15 protein-coding genes are annotated in these 15,188 nt (G+C 61.2%); all 15 read left to right on the forward strand.

Annotation, left to right across the window (positions count from 1 at the left end; all coding sequences use genetic code 11):
• The first annotated feature begins 13 nt into the window (after window positions 1-13).
• The 15 genes from ACR0LL_RS00865 (at window position 14) to ACR0LL_RS00935 (ending at window position 15,157) form a co-directional block, all read left to right on the forward strand.
• Window positions 14-1,615 (forward strand): S8 family serine peptidase, encoded by a 1,602-nt coding sequence (locus ACR0LL_RS00865; protein WP_480583035.1) that lies wholly within the window; start codon window positions 14-16, stop codon window positions 1,613-1,615.
• A 188-nt stretch (window positions 1,616-1,803) separates the two neighbouring features.
• A complete protein-coding gene (gene ftsW, locus ACR0LL_RS00870; protein ID WP_480506256.1) occupies window positions 1,804-2,967 on the forward strand; it encodes a putative lipid II flippase FtsW in 1,164 nt (387 codons plus the stop codon).
• Window positions 2,967-4,064 carry a UDP-N-acetylglucosamine--N-acetylmuramyl-(pentapeptide) pyrophosphoryl-undecaprenol N-acetylglucosamine transferase gene (locus ACR0LL_RS00875; RefSeq protein WP_480583038.1) on the forward strand — a complete coding sequence of 366 codons (1,098 nt, stop codon included), beginning with the start codon at window positions 2,967-2,969 and terminating at the stop codon, window positions 4,062-4,064. Before ftsW ends, ACR0LL_RS00875 begins: the two co-directional genes overlap by 1 nt.
• Window positions 4,061-5,470 (forward strand): UDP-N-acetylmuramate--L-alanine ligase, encoded by a 1,410-nt coding sequence (gene murC / locus ACR0LL_RS00880; RefSeq protein ID WP_480481858.1) that lies wholly within the window; start codon window positions 4,061-4,063, stop codon window positions 5,468-5,470. The genes ACR0LL_RS00875 and murC overlap by 4 nt, the downstream gene beginning before the upstream one ends.
• 75 nt (window positions 5,471-5,545) lie before the next feature.
• Complete coding sequence (locus ACR0LL_RS00885) at window positions 5,546-5,794, forward strand: DUF2484 family protein (protein WP_480583041.1); 249 nt, start codon at window positions 5,546-5,548, stop codon at window positions 5,792-5,794.
• On the forward strand, window positions 5,791-6,057 hold the full coding sequence (locus ACR0LL_RS00890; protein ID WP_267363876.1) for a DUF2484 family protein: 267 nt from the start codon (window positions 5,791-5,793) through the stop codon (window positions 6,055-6,057). Before ACR0LL_RS00885 ends, ACR0LL_RS00890 begins: the two co-directional genes overlap by 4 nt.
• A gap of 24 nt (window positions 6,058-6,081) precedes the next feature.
• Window positions 6,082-6,375 (forward strand): hypothetical protein, encoded by a 294-nt coding sequence (locus tag ACR0LL_RS00895; RefSeq protein WP_209504519.1) that lies wholly within the window; start codon window positions 6,082-6,084, stop codon window positions 6,373-6,375.
• Window positions 6,372-7,310 carry a UDP-N-acetylmuramate dehydrogenase gene (gene murB / locus ACR0LL_RS00900; RefSeq protein ID WP_480583044.1) on the forward strand — a complete coding sequence of 313 codons (939 nt, stop codon included), beginning with the start codon at window positions 6,372-6,374 and terminating at the stop codon, window positions 7,308-7,310. Before ACR0LL_RS00895 ends, murB begins: the two co-directional genes overlap by 4 nt.
• A 108-nt stretch (window positions 7,311-7,418) precedes the next feature.
• The gene (locus tag ACR0LL_RS00905; RefSeq protein ID WP_480583047.1) at window positions 7,419-8,336 is read left to right on the forward strand and encodes a D-alanine--D-alanine ligase; all 918 of its coding nucleotides are present in this window, start codon (window positions 7,419-7,421) and stop codon (window positions 8,334-8,336) included.
• Entirely contained in the window at window positions 8,324-9,331 is a 1,008-nt protein-coding gene (locus ACR0LL_RS00910; RefSeq protein WP_480583050.1) for a cell division protein FtsQ/DivIB, read from the forward strand. The genes ACR0LL_RS00905 and ACR0LL_RS00910 overlap by 13 nt, the downstream gene beginning before the upstream one ends.
• An 8-nt stretch (window positions 9,332-9,339) precedes the next feature.
• Window positions 9,340-10,674 (forward strand): cell division protein FtsA, encoded by a 1,335-nt coding sequence (gene ftsA, locus ACR0LL_RS00915; protein ID WP_480585228.1) that lies wholly within the window; start codon window positions 9,340-9,342, stop codon window positions 10,672-10,674.
• A complete protein-coding gene (locus ACR0LL_RS00920) occupies window positions 10,661-11,080 on the forward strand; it encodes a hypothetical protein (protein WP_480583053.1) in 420 nt (139 codons plus the stop codon). Before ftsA ends, ACR0LL_RS00920 begins: the two co-directional genes overlap by 14 nt.
• Before the next feature lie 348 nt (window positions 11,081-11,428).
• Window positions 11,429-13,033 carry a cell division protein FtsZ gene (ftsZ, locus tag ACR0LL_RS00925; RefSeq protein ID WP_480583056.1) on the forward strand — a complete coding sequence of 535 codons (1,605 nt, stop codon included), beginning with the start codon at window positions 11,429-11,431 and terminating at the stop codon, window positions 13,031-13,033.
• 213 nt (window positions 13,034-13,246) lie between these two features.
• The gene (gene lpxC, locus ACR0LL_RS00930; RefSeq protein WP_267363883.1) at window positions 13,247-14,167 is read left to right on the forward strand and encodes a UDP-3-O-acyl-N-acetylglucosamine deacetylase; all 921 of its coding nucleotides are present in this window, start codon (window positions 13,247-13,249) and stop codon (window positions 14,165-14,167) included.
• A gap of 126 nt (window positions 14,168-14,293) precedes the next feature.
• Window positions 14,294-15,157, forward strand: coding sequence for an outer membrane protein assembly factor BamD (locus tag ACR0LL_RS00935; RefSeq protein ID WP_267363885.1), 864 nt, complete (start codon window positions 14,294-14,296; stop codon window positions 15,155-15,157).
• Window positions 15,158-15,188 lie beyond the last annotated feature (31 nt).

The raw sequence follows: 15,188 nt of genomic DNA on the forward strand, positions 1-15,188 counted from the left end.
GCGAGGTGACGAAATGACCGCAGGAAACGAAGACTACGCACGCTATTACTATCTCTGGCATCTGGTCGCGATCAAAGCCTTGACCGTCAAGGCGCCCCCACCCGCTGATGGAGAGACCTGCCCGGAAATCGATATCGCGATCTGGGATTTCACAGGTCCTGCTCTGGACGAGGCGAAAATCGCCCTGATCGACATGGGCGTGGCCCCGCATCACCCGAACCTGAAAGCGCCGGATATCGGACCGGTTCCGGCGGACAGGGTCATTCGGGACGACGCCCTTGATCTGGCCAGCCACCCATTCGGCGTCAAATACATCGACCGGTCTACCGTTGGGGCAGGGGCCGAGCATATCGAAGAGCAGGTACAACATCTGTCGGGCATTCAGGACCCCTTGGGCATTCCGGGCCTGACCTCTCAGGAACGGCGGGTGATTGCCGGGCTGAGGTCGGGTTTTGGCGTCAAGCGTTACATCGATGCCTATGATGATCGCTATGCCGGGCACGGCACCAGCTGTGCCGGGCTGGCCTGCGGAACCAGCTTTGCGGTGGATCAATTCGGCAATACCGGCAATATCGCGGCGTATTATGGGGTTGATCCCAAAAGCAGGATTATTCCGATCACGACGTCTATCTCGCCCAGCCCGGAAGAATTGATTGCGGCGTTTCTTTATGCCCTCCACAAAGGCGCGCATGTCATCCTGTTTCCGCGCGATGCCGCGAACCCGGACCACTGGCCGGGATATCGATTTCGCCCTGCGACTGGCACCGAGCCGTTCTATCCGGGTCTGGACTCGCACGAAAAGACGCGCCTGCACGAGACGAGGCGCGACGAACCCGACGGCGACGCGCGCGACATCTCGGTGGCATGGTCGGCGCTGGACAAGATCATCAAATGGGTCAGCACGAGAATTCCGGTGGTCTGCGCGGCTGGCAATGACGGTCGAAGTGAACTGATTTACCCTGCCAGCCTGTCCGGTGATCCAACCAACGGGATCATCTCGGTGGGGGCCGTCAACTATAATGGCACCCGGTCCGGGTATTCAAACCACTCTGCTGATCTGACCGTGTCCGCCCCCTCGGATGACGGTGAGATCTACAACCGCTATCAAATTCGTCTGGACCGTGATGCAGCCTCGGCCACTGACTTCCATCTGGAAAACCCGAAACATCACCTGAAACGCGACGGCAGTGGTGACGCGATCCCGATTGTCGAATTCGCGCCTCAACGGTTGGTGACCTTGGATGTGCCGGGCCCGCGGGGCTATGTCGAAGGCAGCCTTGCCGCGGCGGTCAAAACCCGAAAAAAGGCGGTGGACGATCCTGCCGGGCTGTATACTGAATTCGGCGGCACTTCGGGGGCTTCGGCCCTTGTTGCCGGGGCAATAGCGATGATGCAGCGAAAGTCGCCCAATGTTCTCAACGGGGTGCAGATCAAAGCCATCTTCAAGAACCTCGAAACATCTGCAACGCGTTTCGACAACACCCACTGGTATTGGTCCTCTGCCGCAGGAACCCTGCAAGCTGACGCGATCAACGGTTACACGCTACCCCCCAGGGCCGAACTGTTCGGTGTGGCGGGGTTGCTGGATGTGCCGCTGCTGCTAAGCAAGGTCTGATGCCCACCTCCTCCCGTCCGGTGGCCGTCGTAAAACGGCTGACCGGCGATCCGGGCGTGCGGCGCGGGTCTTGGGCGGGAAATCCCGATTTGCCCCTGAACAGGCTGGCCTGATCGCCAAATTGCATGTAGACTCTCAGCCAGATCCCGAAAACGGGGCGTTAACGAGGCAGAGAGTGGCGGTATCTCATGACTGAGATGGTGTATGGCGCGGTCCAGGACCAGCGCGGAGAACCGATTCTACCGAAATGGTGGCGTACTATCGATCGCTGGACGATGTCCTGCGTTCTGATCCTGTTTACCATCGGGTTGTTGCTGGGGCTGGCCTCTTCACCGCCACTGGCCGGTCGCAACGGGTTCGATCCCTTCCATTATGTCGAGCGTCAGGCCTTGTTCGGCGGATTGGCGCTGATCGCGATGCTGCTGACCTCGATGATGTCTCCAACCTTGGTGCGGCGTCTGGCCGTTCTTGGTTTTCTGGGGGCCTTCGTCGCTCTGGTCTTCCTGCCGGTGTTCGGTACGGATTTCGGCAAGGGCGCAGTGCGCTGGTACTCGCTGGGCTTCGCCTCGCTGCAACCGTCCGAGTTTCTGAAACCCGGCTTTGTCGTCGTGGCCGCGTGGCTGCTGGCCGCCTCACAGGAAATCAATGGCCCTCCGGGGCGGTTGTGGTCCTTTGCGCTCTGCATGGCCATCGTGGCCATGTTGGTTATGCAACCCGATTTCGGTCAGGCTTGCCTGATCCTGTTCGGCTGGGGCGTCATGTATTTCGTGGCCGGGGCACCTATGCTGCTTTTGCTGGGCATGGCCGGTGTTGTCGTTCTGGGCGGGATGCTGGCCTATTCGAATTCTGAACACTTTGCCCGCCGCATCGACGGCTTTCTAAATCAAGAGGTCGATCCCACAACCCAGCTGGGCTATGCCACCAATGCCATCCGCGAGGGCGGCTTGTTCGGCGTCGGCGTGGGAGAGGGGCAGGTGAAATGGTCGCTGCCCGATGCCCATACCGATTTCATCATCGCCGTCGCGGCCGAGGAATACGGCCTGATCCTTGTCATGATCATCATTGCGCTATATGCGCTGATCGTCGTGCGCTCGCTGCTGCGGCTGATGCGCGAACGCGACATGTTCATTCGTCTTGCGGGCACGGGACTGGCCTGCATGTTTGGCGTTCAGGCGATGATCAACATGGGTGTTGCGGTACGTCTGCTGCCGGCCAAGGGCATGACTTTGCCGTTCGTCAGCTATGGCGGCTCATCCCTGATTGCAGGCGGTATCGCCGTCGGCATGCTGCTGGCCTTCACCCGAACCCGCCCACAGGGCGAACTTGGCGATATTCTGCGCGGACGAGGATAATGGGGAACCCTTACCTGTTGATTGCGGCTGGCGGCACCGGGGGCCATATGTTCCCCGCTCAGGCGCTGGCCGAGGCGATGCTGCACAAGGGCTGGCGCGTGCGCCTGTCCACCGACCCGCGCGGTGCGCGCTATACCGGTGGCTTTCCCCATTCGACCGAAATTGTCGAGGCGTCCTCGGCCACCTTCGCCCGTGGCGGCCTGGCGGCGAAGGCGATGGTTGGCCCGATTATCGCTGGTGGTGTCACCAGCATGATCTTCCAGATGATGCGCGACAAACCCGATGTTGTCGTGGGCTTTGGCGGTTATCCGTCGATCCCGGCGCTGGGCGCCGCGACCCTGCTGAAAATACCGCGGATGATCCATGAACAGAACGGGGTACTGGGCCGCGTGAACCAGCTGTTTGCAACCCGCGTTGCGCAGGTGGCCTGCGGCGTCTGGCCGACGGATCTGCCCGAAGGCGCGCATGGCATTCACACCGGCAACCCGGTGCGTGCCGCGGTCCTGGACCGTGCCGCCGCCGGGTATATCCCGCCGGGTGACTATCCGATGTCGGTTCTGGTGATAGGTGGCTCGCAGGGCGCGCGCATCCTCAGCGATATAGTGCCCGGTGCGATTGCCGCGCTGCCCGAAGACCTTCGCGCGCATATCCGTGTCTCGCATCAGGCGCGGGATGAAGATGGCGAACGGGTCAGTGCATTCTACCAAGACCATGGTATCCGCGCCGACGTTCAGCCCTTCTTCGATGACATTCCCCGCCGCATGTCGGATGCGCAGCTGGTGATCTCGCGCTCGGGCGCGTCCAGCGTGGCCGATATCTCGGTCATCGGTCGCCCTTCGATCCTGATTCCGTTTGCTGCTGCCGCTGGGGATCATCAGACCGCCAACGCGCGCGGGCTGGTCCAGGCCGGCGGGGCCATCATGATCCCGGAAAATGCGCTTGACGTTCCCACGCTGACACAGCAAATCACCACGGTTCTCACGAACCCCGAAGCCGCACAGAAAATGGCCCATGGTGCCCTGTCGGTCGGGGCGCCCGATGCCACCCAGCGTCTGGTCGCTCTGGTCGAGCAGCTGGCGCAGAAGGAGACCACATGAACCCAGCAACCAAACTGCCGCAGGACGTAGGGCCGATCCACTTCGTGGGCATCGGCGGGATTGGTATGTCGGGCATCGCCGAGGTGCTGCTGAACCTGGGGTATCAGGTGCAGGGCTCCGATCTGAAAGCCTCGAAGATCACTGACCGTCTGGCCAGTTTGGGGGCCGAGATTTTCGTCGGCCAGCGCGCCGAAAACCTTGAAAACGCCGCCGTCGTGGTTGTCTCGACCGCGATCAAACCGGGCAACCCGGAGCTGGACCAAGCCCGCGCCCAAGGTCTGCCCGTTGTCCGCCGCGCCGACATGCTGGCCGAACTGATGCGCCTGCGCTCGAACATTGCCATTGCCGGAACGCACGGCAAGACCACCACGACGACCATGATGGCCGAACTGATGGTTGCAGGCGATTTCGATCCGACCGTGATCAATGGCGGCATCATCCACGCCTATGGATCGAACGCGCGGATGGGGCAGGGCGAATGGATGGTGGTCGAAGCCGACGAGAGCGATGGCTCGTTCAACCGCCTGCCCGCAACCATCGCCATTGTCACCAATATCGACCCCGAGCATATGGAACATTGGGGTGATTTCGACAGGCTGCGCGACGGTTTCTACGAATTCGTCTCGAACCTGCCATTCTACGGTCTGGCCGTCTGCTGCACCGATCATGCCGAGGTTCAGGCCCTTGTCGGGCGCATCACCGACCGTCGTGTCCGCACCTATGGATTCAACGCGCAGGCGGATGTGCGGGCGGTGAACCTGACCTACAAGGGCGGCGTGGCGCATTTCGACATCCATCTGCAATACGAAGACAAGATGATCGAAGGCTGTACCCTGCCGATGCCCGGCGATCACAACGTCTCAAACGCGCTGTCCGCCGCTGCCGTCGCCCGTCATCTGGGCATGAAAGCTGCGGAAATCCGCGATGCGCTGGCCAATTTCGGCGGCGTCAACCGTCGCTTTACAAAGGTCGGAGAAATCGACGGTGTCACCATCATCGACGATTACGGCCACCACCCGGTCGAAATAGCCGCCGTTCTCAAGGCCGCCCGTCAGGCGACCGAAGGCCGCGTGATTGCTGTGCATCAGCCGCACCGCTATTCGCGCCTGTCCAACCTGTTTGACGATTTCTGCACCTGTTTCAATGACGCCGATGTCGTGGCCATTGCCGAGGTTTTTGCCGCTGGTGAAGACCCGATCGAAGGCGCGTCGCGCGACGATCTGGTGCAGGGCCTGATCCGTCACGGCCACCGCCACGCCCGCGCGCTGCTGGATGAAGACGACCTTGAACGCCTCGTCCGCGAACAGGCCCGTCCGGGCGATATGGTCGTCTGCCTCGGGGCCGGTACGATCAGCGCCTGGGCCAATGGCCTGCCCGAGAGATTGCAAAGAAAACAAGCTGTTTGACGCGTCATTTGTTTGTTGCACAACTTAAAAGTGTGATACTCTGACCGCAACAGTCGCGTGTCCTCGGAGGGGCGAATGGACTATTCGATGATCTTTGCAGCGCTTTGGGTGATCTGCGCCACCATCGTGGCAATGTTGCCGATGCGGCTGCAATTCCCGCCGGGGTTTGTCCTGTTGGTCTGCGCACCAATGCTTATCGTGTGGCTTGGATATGTCCACGGCTGGTTCTGGTCGGTCGCGGCATTTGCAGGGTTCGTGTCGATGTTCCGCAACCCCATCCGGTATTACTGGCGCAAATGGACAGGGCGCGAGGTCGCAGAATGACATGGTCTATCGCTCTGGCGGCCCTGTGGGGCTTTGCTGCCAACGTTCTTGCGCTGATCCCCAGCACCGACAACCACTGGACGCGCGCCTATATCCTGATCATCGTGGGCATTCCCATCGTCGGCTATGTCACCTATGAAAACGGCCCCTGGATCGGGCTGCTGGTGCTGGCAATGGGCATGTCCGTGCTGCGCTGGCCGGTGATTTATCTGACCCGTTGGACAAAGTCGAAAATGCAGGGCATGAAGGCGGCCAAAGAATAACCGGCCAACTTCAGGAGGTCTGTCATGGCGACAATCGCCACATTTGCCTATCTGCCGCTCGTTTCCTTCGTTCTGGGGGCCGCTGCCGGGTTTACGGCTGGCCGCTGGCTTGGCCTGCGCAGCCTTCTGTGGCTGATCGGGCTGACATCCGCGGTTGGTCTGGGGCTGATCGTCGTGCTGGCCGGTGTCGGAACGGGTGAAGAAGACAAGGCGTTCGGCCCGCTGGTCTGGTTGACTGCCGGTGTTCTTCCCTTCCTTTTCGCCGCGATCATGGGCGGGGTCGGTGGGCGCAGCCTGGCGGTGCGCGCGACTACATGACTCTGCCTCCCCCTGTCCTTCCTGACGTCCGGGGCCGCCTGTCCAAAGCGCGCAACCTGTCTGATCTCACATGGCTCCGCGTCGGTGGGCCGGCGGATTACCTGTTTCAACCTGCCGATGTCGAAGACTTGCAGGCCTTCCTGCGCGATCTGCCGGATGATGTGCCGGTCTTTCCGATGGGGGTCGGCTCGAACCTCATCGTGCGCGATGGTGGCTTGCGGGCCGTTGTGATCCGGTTGGGGCGCGGGTTCAACGCCATCTCAGTTGCGGGCAACACCGTCACTGCGGGCGCGGCGGCGCTGGATGCACATGTTGCGCGCAAGGCGGCGGATGCGGGCGTGGACCTGACCTTCCTGCGCACTATCCCCGGCTCGGTCGGGGGCGCGGTGCGGATGAATGCGGGCTGTTATGGCAGCTACACAGCGGATGTGCTGCGCAAGGCCACCATTGTCACCCGGCAGGGCGACCTGCGGGACCTGACGCCCGAGGATCTGAACTTTCGCTATCGCCAGTCCGACCTGCCCGAAGGCGCCGTTCTGATTTCGGCCACGTTCGAAGGCCCGTCCAGCGATCCCGATGACCTTCACGCCCGAATGGAAGCGCAACTGAAAAAGCGTGACGAAACCCAGCCCACCAAGGACCGCAGCGCCGGATCGACCTTCCGCAACCCGGCCGGTTTTTCCTCGACCGGGCAGGCTGATGACGTGCATGACCTCAAGGCGTGGAAAGTGATCGACGATGCCGGAATGCGCGGCGCGACACGCGGCGGGGCACAGATGAGCCCGAAACACTCGAACTTCCTGATCAATACCGGCACCGCCACCGCTGACGACCTCGAAGGTCTGGGCGAAGAGGTGCGAAAAAAGGTTTACGAAACAAGCGGCATCACGCTAGAGTGGGAAATCATGCGGGTCGGTGATCCGCTAAAAGAATAAAGCCCCGACCGTCAGACCAAAACAGGCAAATTCAGGCGACGGATCAAAGGCATAAACGCAGTACGGACCACCACATAAGGTCCGGGGACATTGAGGCGCACATTGGGTATGTCGAGCAGGACAAACCCCAAAGTGGCGGTATTGATGGGCGGCCCCTCGGCGGAACGCGAGGTGTCTCTCAGCTCTGGGCGCGAATGCGCGGCCGCCCTTGTGGGAGAAGGTATTGAAGTGGTCGAACTGGACGCAGGTCCCGACCTCTATGCGCGCCTGTTGGATATTCAGCCGGATGTGGTTTTCAACGCCCTGCATGGCCGCTGGGGCGAAGATGGCTGCGTGCAGGGAATGCTGGAATGGATGCGGATTCCCTATACCCATTCGGGCGTTCTGGCCTCGGCCCTTGCAATGGACAAGCAACGCAGCAAAGAGGTGTTCCGGTCCGAAGGTCTGCCCGTTGTCCCCAGTGTGATCGTCCCGCGTGCCGAGGTGACCCGCGCCCATGTGATGGAACCGCCCTATGTGGCCAAACCCAATAACGAAGGGTCCAGCGTCGGTATCTACATCGTCCACGAAAACGCCAATGGCCCGCCGCAGCTGTCCGAAGACATGCCCGACCAGATCATGGTCGAGAAATACGTGGCCGGGCGCGAACTGACCGTGACCGTGATGGGCGACCGCGCCCTGACCGTGACCGAGATCATGACCGATGGCGGCTGGTACGATTATGACGCCAAGTACAAACCCGGCGGATCATGGCACGTGGTCCCCGCCGATATCCCGCAGGACATCTTTGATCGCTGCATGGATTATGCCCTGCGCGCGCATGATGCTTTGGGCTGCAGGGGCGTCAGCCGCACCGATTTTCGCTGGGATGACAGCGCGGGTGCTGATGGTTTGTTTCTGTTGGAAACCAACACCCAGCCGGGCATGACGCCCACTTCACTGGTCCCGGAACAGGCCGCGCATCTGGGCATGACATTTGGCCAGCTCTGCGCCTGGATGGTTAAGGACGCCTCATGCAACCGTTAATCGCCAGCCGCTCTCTGGAAATCCATCGCACCAAACCCCTTGCCGGGCCGGATGCCGATTTTGCCTCGGCCGATACGGAACCGCATGACACCCAGCCCATTCTGCGTCTGCGCGGGGCGCGGGTGTTTTCCCGCGCCGCACGCCGCAGCGATCCGGCTCCGTCGCGCCTCAGTTATCGTCTTCAGCGCTGGATGCTGACACCGGGTATCCGTCTGGGCGTCAAGCTTGGCCTGCCGATCTGTGCCATTGCTGCGGCAGTTGGTGTCTATTTTGCCTCTCAGGACCGGCGCGAAGCGCTTGGCACGTATATCGCCGATATTCGCACCTCGATTCAGGAACGCCCCGAGTTCATGGTCAACCTGATGGCCATCGACGGGGCAGGCACCAGCCTGTCCGATGATATCCGCGAGGTCGTGCCTCTGGATTTTCCGATCAGTTCCTGGGATCTGGATGTCGAACAGATGCGCGACACGATCACCGGGCTTGATCCGGTGAAATCGGCCACCGTCCGCATCCGTCCGGGCGGCATCCTTCAGGTCAACGTGGTCGAGCGTCAGCCCGTGATTGTCTGGCGGACGCATGACGGGCTCGAACTGCTCGACGAGACCGGCGCGCATGTCAAGGAAACCACCTCTCGCAAGGACCATGCCGACCTGCCGCTGATCGCGGGCGCGGGCGCGGATGCCCATGTGGCGCAGGCGCTCGAGATTTTTCAGACCGCCCGCAGCCTGGGCAACCGTGTGCGCGGGCTGGTGCGCGTGGGTGAACGACGCTGGGATCTGGTCCTGGACCGTGGCCAGCGCATCATGCTGCCGACCGAACGCCCGGTGCGCGCGCTGGAACGCGTGCTTGCGGTGAACGAGGTGCAGGACCTTCTGGAACGCGACGTGGCCGTGGTCGACATGCGCCTTGGCCAGCGTCCCACCATTCGAATGACCAAAGCCGCCAGCGAAGACTGGTGGAATACAAAAGTGACAATGAGTAACGGGCAGTAACGAGCATGATGACCGATCTTTATCAGTCTCAACGCGCCATGCGTCAGATGCGGCGCCAGGCATTGCAACGCGGTGTGATCGCGATTCTGGATGTGGGCAGTTCCAAGATTGCCTGCCTCGTTCTGCGTTTTGACGGATCGGGCCGGTTGAGTGAAGATAACACCATCGGCTCAATGGCGGGGCAGACGGGGTTTCGGGTGATCGGGGCCGCAACGACACGTTCGCGTGGCGTACAGTTTGGCGAAGTCACCGCCATGCAGGAAACCGAACGCGCCATCCGCACCGCCCTGCAAGCGGCGCAGAAGATGGCCGATATTCGCGTCGATCACGTCATCGCCTGTTTCTCGGGGGCCAACCCGCGCTCTTACGGGCTGGACGCGCTGGTCGATCTGGATGGCCAACTGGTGTCCGAGGCCGAAGTGGGCCGTGTTCTGAACGCCTGTGACGTGCCGGATTACGGCGACGGGCGCGAGGTGCTGCACGCACAGCCGGTCAACTTTGCGCTCGACAACCGCTCGGGCCTGATCGACCCGCGCGGGCAGATGGGCCAAAGCCTTGCGGTCGATATGCACATGCTGACCGTCGATGCGATGGCGATCCAGAACATCGTGCGCTGTATCAAACGCTGCGATCTGGAACTCGCCGGGATTGCAAACTCGGCTTATGTCTCGGGAATTTCCGCGCTGGTCGAGGATGAGCAGGAACTGGGCGCGGCCTGTATCGACATGGGCGGCGGTACCACCAGCGTTTCGATCTTCATGAAGAAACACATGATCTATGCCGACTGCGTGCGCATGGGCGGCGATCACGTGACCGCCGATATCTCGATGGGGCTGGGCGTGCCCGCGGCAGTGGCGGAACGGATCAAGACATTCAATGGCGGCGTTCATGCGACCGGCGCTGATGACCGTGACATGATCGATATTGGCGGCGATACCGGTGACTGGGAACACGACCGCCGCACCGTCAGCCGGGCCGAACTGATCGGCATCATGCGCCCGCGCGTCGAAGAAATTCTTGAAGAGGTCCGCGTGCGTCTGGATGCGGCCGGGTTTGAACATATGCCAAGCCAGCAGATCGTTCTGACCGGTGGCGGCAGCCAGATCATGGGGCTGGACGGTCTGGCAACCCGCATCCTTGGTCAGCGCGTGCGTCTGGGTCGCCCGCTGCGGGTGCATGGCCTGCCGCAATCGGCGACAGGTCCGGCGTTCTCGTCCTCCGTGGGGCTCAGCCTGTTTGCGGCGCACCCGCAGGACGAATGGTGGGATTTCGAAATCCCGGTCGACACCTACGCCGCGCGCCCGTTCAAGCGGGCCGTTCGGTGGTTCCGTGACAATTGGTAGCCCCCTGTGCCGGGCCGCTTTGTGTGCGGCCCTGTTGCCGGGGTGGGTTTCGGCCCAGACCATCATCACGCCCGAGGCATTTCTGGATGCCGCCGTCGGCAAAACGCTCACCTTCCATGAGATTCGCAGCGGCTATTTCGTCGGGACCGAGCAATTTCTGAACCGTCACATCTCGGTCTGGCGGCAAGAGGGGCAGGGCTGTGTCTATGGGCAGATCACCACGCCAAACGGTCAGATCTGCTTTCTCTATGACAACGATCCGGATGGTATTCCCGTCTGCTGGTGGCCCTTCCTGCACCAAGGCCGTCTGATGGTGCGTCTGGCCTCGTTTGCAGAAAGCGAAATTCAGGAGGTGCGCAGCATCACCGAAACCAGCCTGAACTGTCCAAGTGCACCGCTCAGTTGAAAAATCCGGTTGCAGCGCGTCGATTTATCCCTCAAGATATCCACAAGGCCCGGCAGAGGCCTCGCGGCAGGACCTGAGCAGTTTTCCGCAGTGTAAATGATGGTCGACCAAAGCGTGACGAACGGCTGAGTCCTCGCGCCGGGGTCGTCTGCCTTGTGATGGTCGCCGGCGTTTCCGCTATATCTGGCAGTACCTGCGAAATGCCGCCGGTTTCTGCCTTATTTCCTCCATATTTTGTGGTGAATCGCGATTTTTGACGTGACCTTTTCGCATCAGCCCGCTAGAATCGAGCAAGGATAGGTAAGAAAAACACCGCTTTGGCGGAACATAAATACAGGCGGACAGAGCATGACATTGAATCTTTCGATGCCCGGGCAAGACGAACTGAAGCCTCGGATTACAGTATTTGGCGTTGGCGGTGCGGGCGGTAACGCTGTCAACAACATGATTGAAAAACAGCTGGACGGCGTCGATTTTGTCGTCGCCAACACCGACGCGCAGGCGCTGCAGCAAAGCCAGTCCTCGGCGCGGGTTCAACTGGGTGTGAAGGTCACCGAAGGTTTGGGGGCAGGGGCCCGTCCGGCCGTGGGTGCCGCAGCTGCCGAAGAAAGCATCGAACAGATCGTCGACCATCTGGCAGGCGCGCATATGTGCTTTATCACTGCGGGCATGGGCGGCGGCACCGGCACCGGCGCTGCTCCGATCATCGCACAAGCCGCGCGTGAACTGGGTGTGCTGACCGTGGGTGTCGTGACCAAGCCCTTCCAGTTCGAAGGTGCCAAGCGGATGCGTCAGGCCGAAGACGGCGTTGAGGCGCTGCAAAGGGTCGTCGACACGCTGATCATCATTCCGAACCAGAACCTGTTCCGCCTCGCCAACGAAAAGACCACCTTTACCGAGGCGTTCTCGATGGCCGACGATGTCCTGTATCAGGGTGTCAAAGGCGTAACCGACCTGATGGTGCGTCCGGGCCTGATCAACCTCGACTTTGCGGATGTGCGCGCCGTGATGGACGAGATGGGCAAAGCCATGATGGGCACTGGCGAGGCAACCGGCGAAGATCGCGCCATTCAGGCGGCGGAGAAAGCCATTGCGAACCCGCTGCTGGACGAAATCAGCCTCAAAGGCGCCAAAGGCGTGCTGATCAACATCACCGGTTCGCACGACCTGACCCTGTTCGAACTGGACGAAGCCGCCAACCGCATCCGCGAGGAAGTGGACCCCGAGGCGAACATCATCGTCGGCTCGACGCTAGATACCGCCATGGAAGGCGGTATGCGCGTGTCGGTTGTTGCAACCGGCATCGACGCCACCGAAAAAACGGCTGACATTCCGGTCGCGCGCCGCTCGATGTCCGAGCCGCTGACCCGCACCGTTTCGGCCGAAGAATACGGTCGCGAAGAAGCGCCCGCAGCCGCCGAAATGGCAGAGCCCGCGCCGCAGATGGAAGAAAACCGCGAACCTTCGCTGTTTGAAGCCGCGGAAGAGCCCGCCCAGCCGCAGTTCCAGCCGTTCGACGAGCGGGATGAGGACGATCTGCCGCCCCCGGCCTATCAGCCGCGCGTCGCCGAATTCGAGCCGCAGCCCGAGCACGTCGAACCGACACCCGAGGCTTTTGTTGCCCCGCGCGCGCCTGTCGCAGGCACCCCGTCGCCCGAAGCGCTCCAGCGTTTGCAGGCAGCGGTTCAGAAGGTTCCCACGGCAGCTCAGCGCGGCGCTGCGACCCGCCCGCAAGCGGCGGTTTCGCATCACGAACCCGAAGAACGCTCGCGGTTTGGCTTCAATCGGCTGATCGACCGGATGACCGGGCACGCCTCTGACACACCGGCCCAACCGCCGCGTCAGCAGCCCGTTTTGCGCCAGTCCGAGGCCACGGCACCGATTCACGATGAGGCCGACCCGGATCAGGATCGTATCGAAATTCCGGCCTTCCTGCGCCGTCAGGCCAACTGATCGCGGTAACAAAATCCACTCATGGGGTCGCCACTTGGCGGCCCTAATTCGTTTTAAAACAGTGGCTTACGAATAGGTAAGCAGGGTTTTGCCGATCTGTTACATACATGTTTCATTCGGTTACAAAGAGTGAGTTGAGCCTTGACGCGGGCTTCCTTAACTGAGTGTCCAACACAGCCCCAGAAGGCTGGACACCACTCGCCGAGGCCCATTTTGCAACATACGCTCAAATCTCCGGTCACGTTTAAAGGCGTCGGGCTGCACAGCGGCAAGCCTGCGACCATGATCCTGAAACCGGCTGCGGCTGGTCATGGCATCTGGTTCAAACGGACGGATATCCATCTGGGCGATGCGATGATCCCGGCGATCTATCACGTGGTCGAACGGACCCCGCTTTGCACCCGTCTGGTGAATGACGCCGGGGTGTCGGTATCCACCATCGAACATATCATGGCTGCTCTGGCCGGGTGCGGCGTTCACAACGCACTGATTGAAATCGACGGCCCCGAAGTGCCGATCATGGACGGGTCTTCGATCGATTTCGTGCGCGGTATCATGGCCCGAGGCGTGCGTCGTCAGGCCAGCCCGGTGCTGGCCTATGAGGTGCTGAAGACCGTCACCGCATCGCGTGAAGGGGCCAGCGCAAGCATCGCGCCCGCGGATGGGCTGATCATCGACTTTCACATCGATTTCGAAGACAGCGCAATCGGCAGCCAGACCAAGACGCTGGATATGCGCAACGGGTCGTTCGCGCGCGAACTCAGCGATTGCCGCACGTTCTGCCGCCGCATTGATGTCGAAGCCATGCGCGAAAACGGGCTGGCCCTTGGCGGTACCCTGGATAACGCCGTGGTGGTGCAGGGCAGTGAGGTGCTGACACCCGGCGGGTTCCGCCGCGCCGACGAAGCCGTGCGCCACAAGATGCTGGATGCTCTGGGTGACCTCTACCTGGCAGGCGGGCCGATTCTGGGCCATTTCACGGGCGACAAGTCGGGTCATTCGCTGACCAACACATTGCTGCGCAATCTGTTTGAAACACCCGGTGCGGTGCGTCCGGTTCTGTGCACACCGGAACAGGCCGCTCGCCTGCCGGGGCAGGGCCTGATCGTAAACGAAATTCCCGAAGTCGCCTGATCAGATCAACTCTGACGACATTTGCGCCAGATGTTGCATAAGGCGTTTTGCACCGGAATTTTCTGTGCTAGACCATGGCTCAATTCGGGGCGAACCCCCTTTAGTAAGACGACAAGGATGGGCGGTATGGTTGGCAGCAAAGCGGCAGTCAGATTCGCAGGCGCGGTTCTTCTGGCAGCAGTTTTGACGGCATGTGGAAACGCAGGCGGCCTTTTTGGCAACAAGGGCGCGGACCGGGATCAGAATCTGGAAGGGTTCACACCGGAACAGATCTATACCCGTGGCGAATACGAACTGTCGCAGAATCGCTCGGATGACGCGGCCTGGTATTTCTCCGAGGTCGAGCGTCTGTATCCCTATTCCGACTGGGCCAAGCGCGCGCTGATCATGCAGGCGTTCTCGTTCCATTCCGACAAGAACTACGAAGAAAGCCGGGCCGCGGCCCAGCGGTATATCGACTTCTATCCAACGGACGAAGATGCGGCCTATGCCCAGTATCTGCTGGCGCTCAGCTATTATGACCAGATTGACGAGGTCGGGCGCGATCAGGGGCTGACCTTTCAGGCGCTGCAATCGCTGCGCACCGTGATCGAGGTTTATCCCGACAGCGAATATGCCACCTCGGCAGTGTTGAAATTCGATCTGGCCTTTGACCATCTGGCCGGCAAAGAGATGGAGATCGGGCGATACTACCTGCGTCAGGATCACTTTGTCGCCGCCATCAACCGCTTCCGCGTCGTGGTCGAGGATTTCCAGACCACATCCCACACCGCCGAAGCGCTTTATCGTCTGGTCGAGGCTTATCTGTCCCTCGGCCTGCTGGATGAGGCGCAAACCGCAGGTGCCATCCTTGGCTACAACTACCAATCCTCGGAATGGTATGACGATGCCTACAAGCTGCTGACCTCACGCGGGCTCCAGCTCAAGAGCCGTGGCAACAACTGGCTCAGCACGATCTATCGTCAGACCATCAAGGGTGAGTGGTTGTAATCGCCATGGCATTAGGCTTGGGACGCTGAAG

The organism is Ruegeria sp. AI2, assembly GCF_056541275.1.

Excerpts from the sequence above, each read along its gene's own strand:
- ACR0LL_RS00865 (WP_480583035.1), top strand. The coding sequence starts at position 14 with ATGACCGCAGGAAACGAAGACTACGCACGCTATTACTATCTCTGGCAT.
- ACR0LL_RS00890 (WP_267363876.1), top strand. The coding sequence starts at position 5,791 with ATGACATGGTCTATCGCTCTGGCGGCCCTGTGGGGCTTTGCTGCCAAC.
- ftsZ (WP_480583056.1), top strand. The coding sequence starts at position 11,429 with ATGACATTGAATCTTTCGATGCCCGGGCAAGACGAACTGAAGCCTCGG.
- ftsA (WP_480585228.1), top strand. The coding sequence starts at position 9,340 with ATGACCGATCTTTATCAGTCTCAACGCGCCATGCGTCAGATGCGGCGC.
- ACR0LL_RS00895 (WP_209504519.1), top strand. The coding sequence starts at position 6,082 with ATGGCGACAATCGCCACATTTGCCTATCTGCCGCTCGTTTCCTTCGTT.
- ACR0LL_RS00905 (WP_480583047.1), top strand. The coding sequence starts at position 7,419 with ATGTCGAGCAGGACAAACCCCAAAGTGGCGGTATTGATGGGCGGCCCC.
- murC (WP_480481858.1), top strand. The coding sequence starts at position 4,061 with ATGAACCCAGCAACCAAACTGCCGCAGGACGTAGGGCCGATCCACTTC.
- ftsW (WP_480506256.1), top strand. The coding sequence starts at position 1,804 with ATGACTGAGATGGTGTATGGCGCGGTCCAGGACCAGCGCGGAGAACCG.
- ACR0LL_RS00885 (WP_480583041.1), top strand. The coding sequence starts at position 5,546 with ATGGACTATTCGATGATCTTTGCAGCGCTTTGGGTGATCTGCGCCACC.
- ACR0LL_RS00910 (WP_480583050.1), top strand. The coding sequence starts at position 8,324 with ATGCAACCGTTAATCGCCAGCCGCTCTCTGGAAATCCATCGCACCAAA.
- murB (WP_480583044.1), top strand. The coding sequence starts at position 6,372 with ATGACTCTGCCTCCCCCTGTCCTTCCTGACGTCCGGGGCCGCCTGTCC.
- ACR0LL_RS00875 (WP_480583038.1), top strand. The coding sequence starts at position 2,967 with ATGGGGAACCCTTACCTGTTGATTGCGGCTGGCGGCACCGGGGGCCAT.
- ACR0LL_RS00935 (WP_267363885.1), top strand. The coding sequence starts at position 14,294 with ATGGTTGGCAGCAAAGCGGCAGTCAGATTCGCAGGCGCGGTTCTTCTG.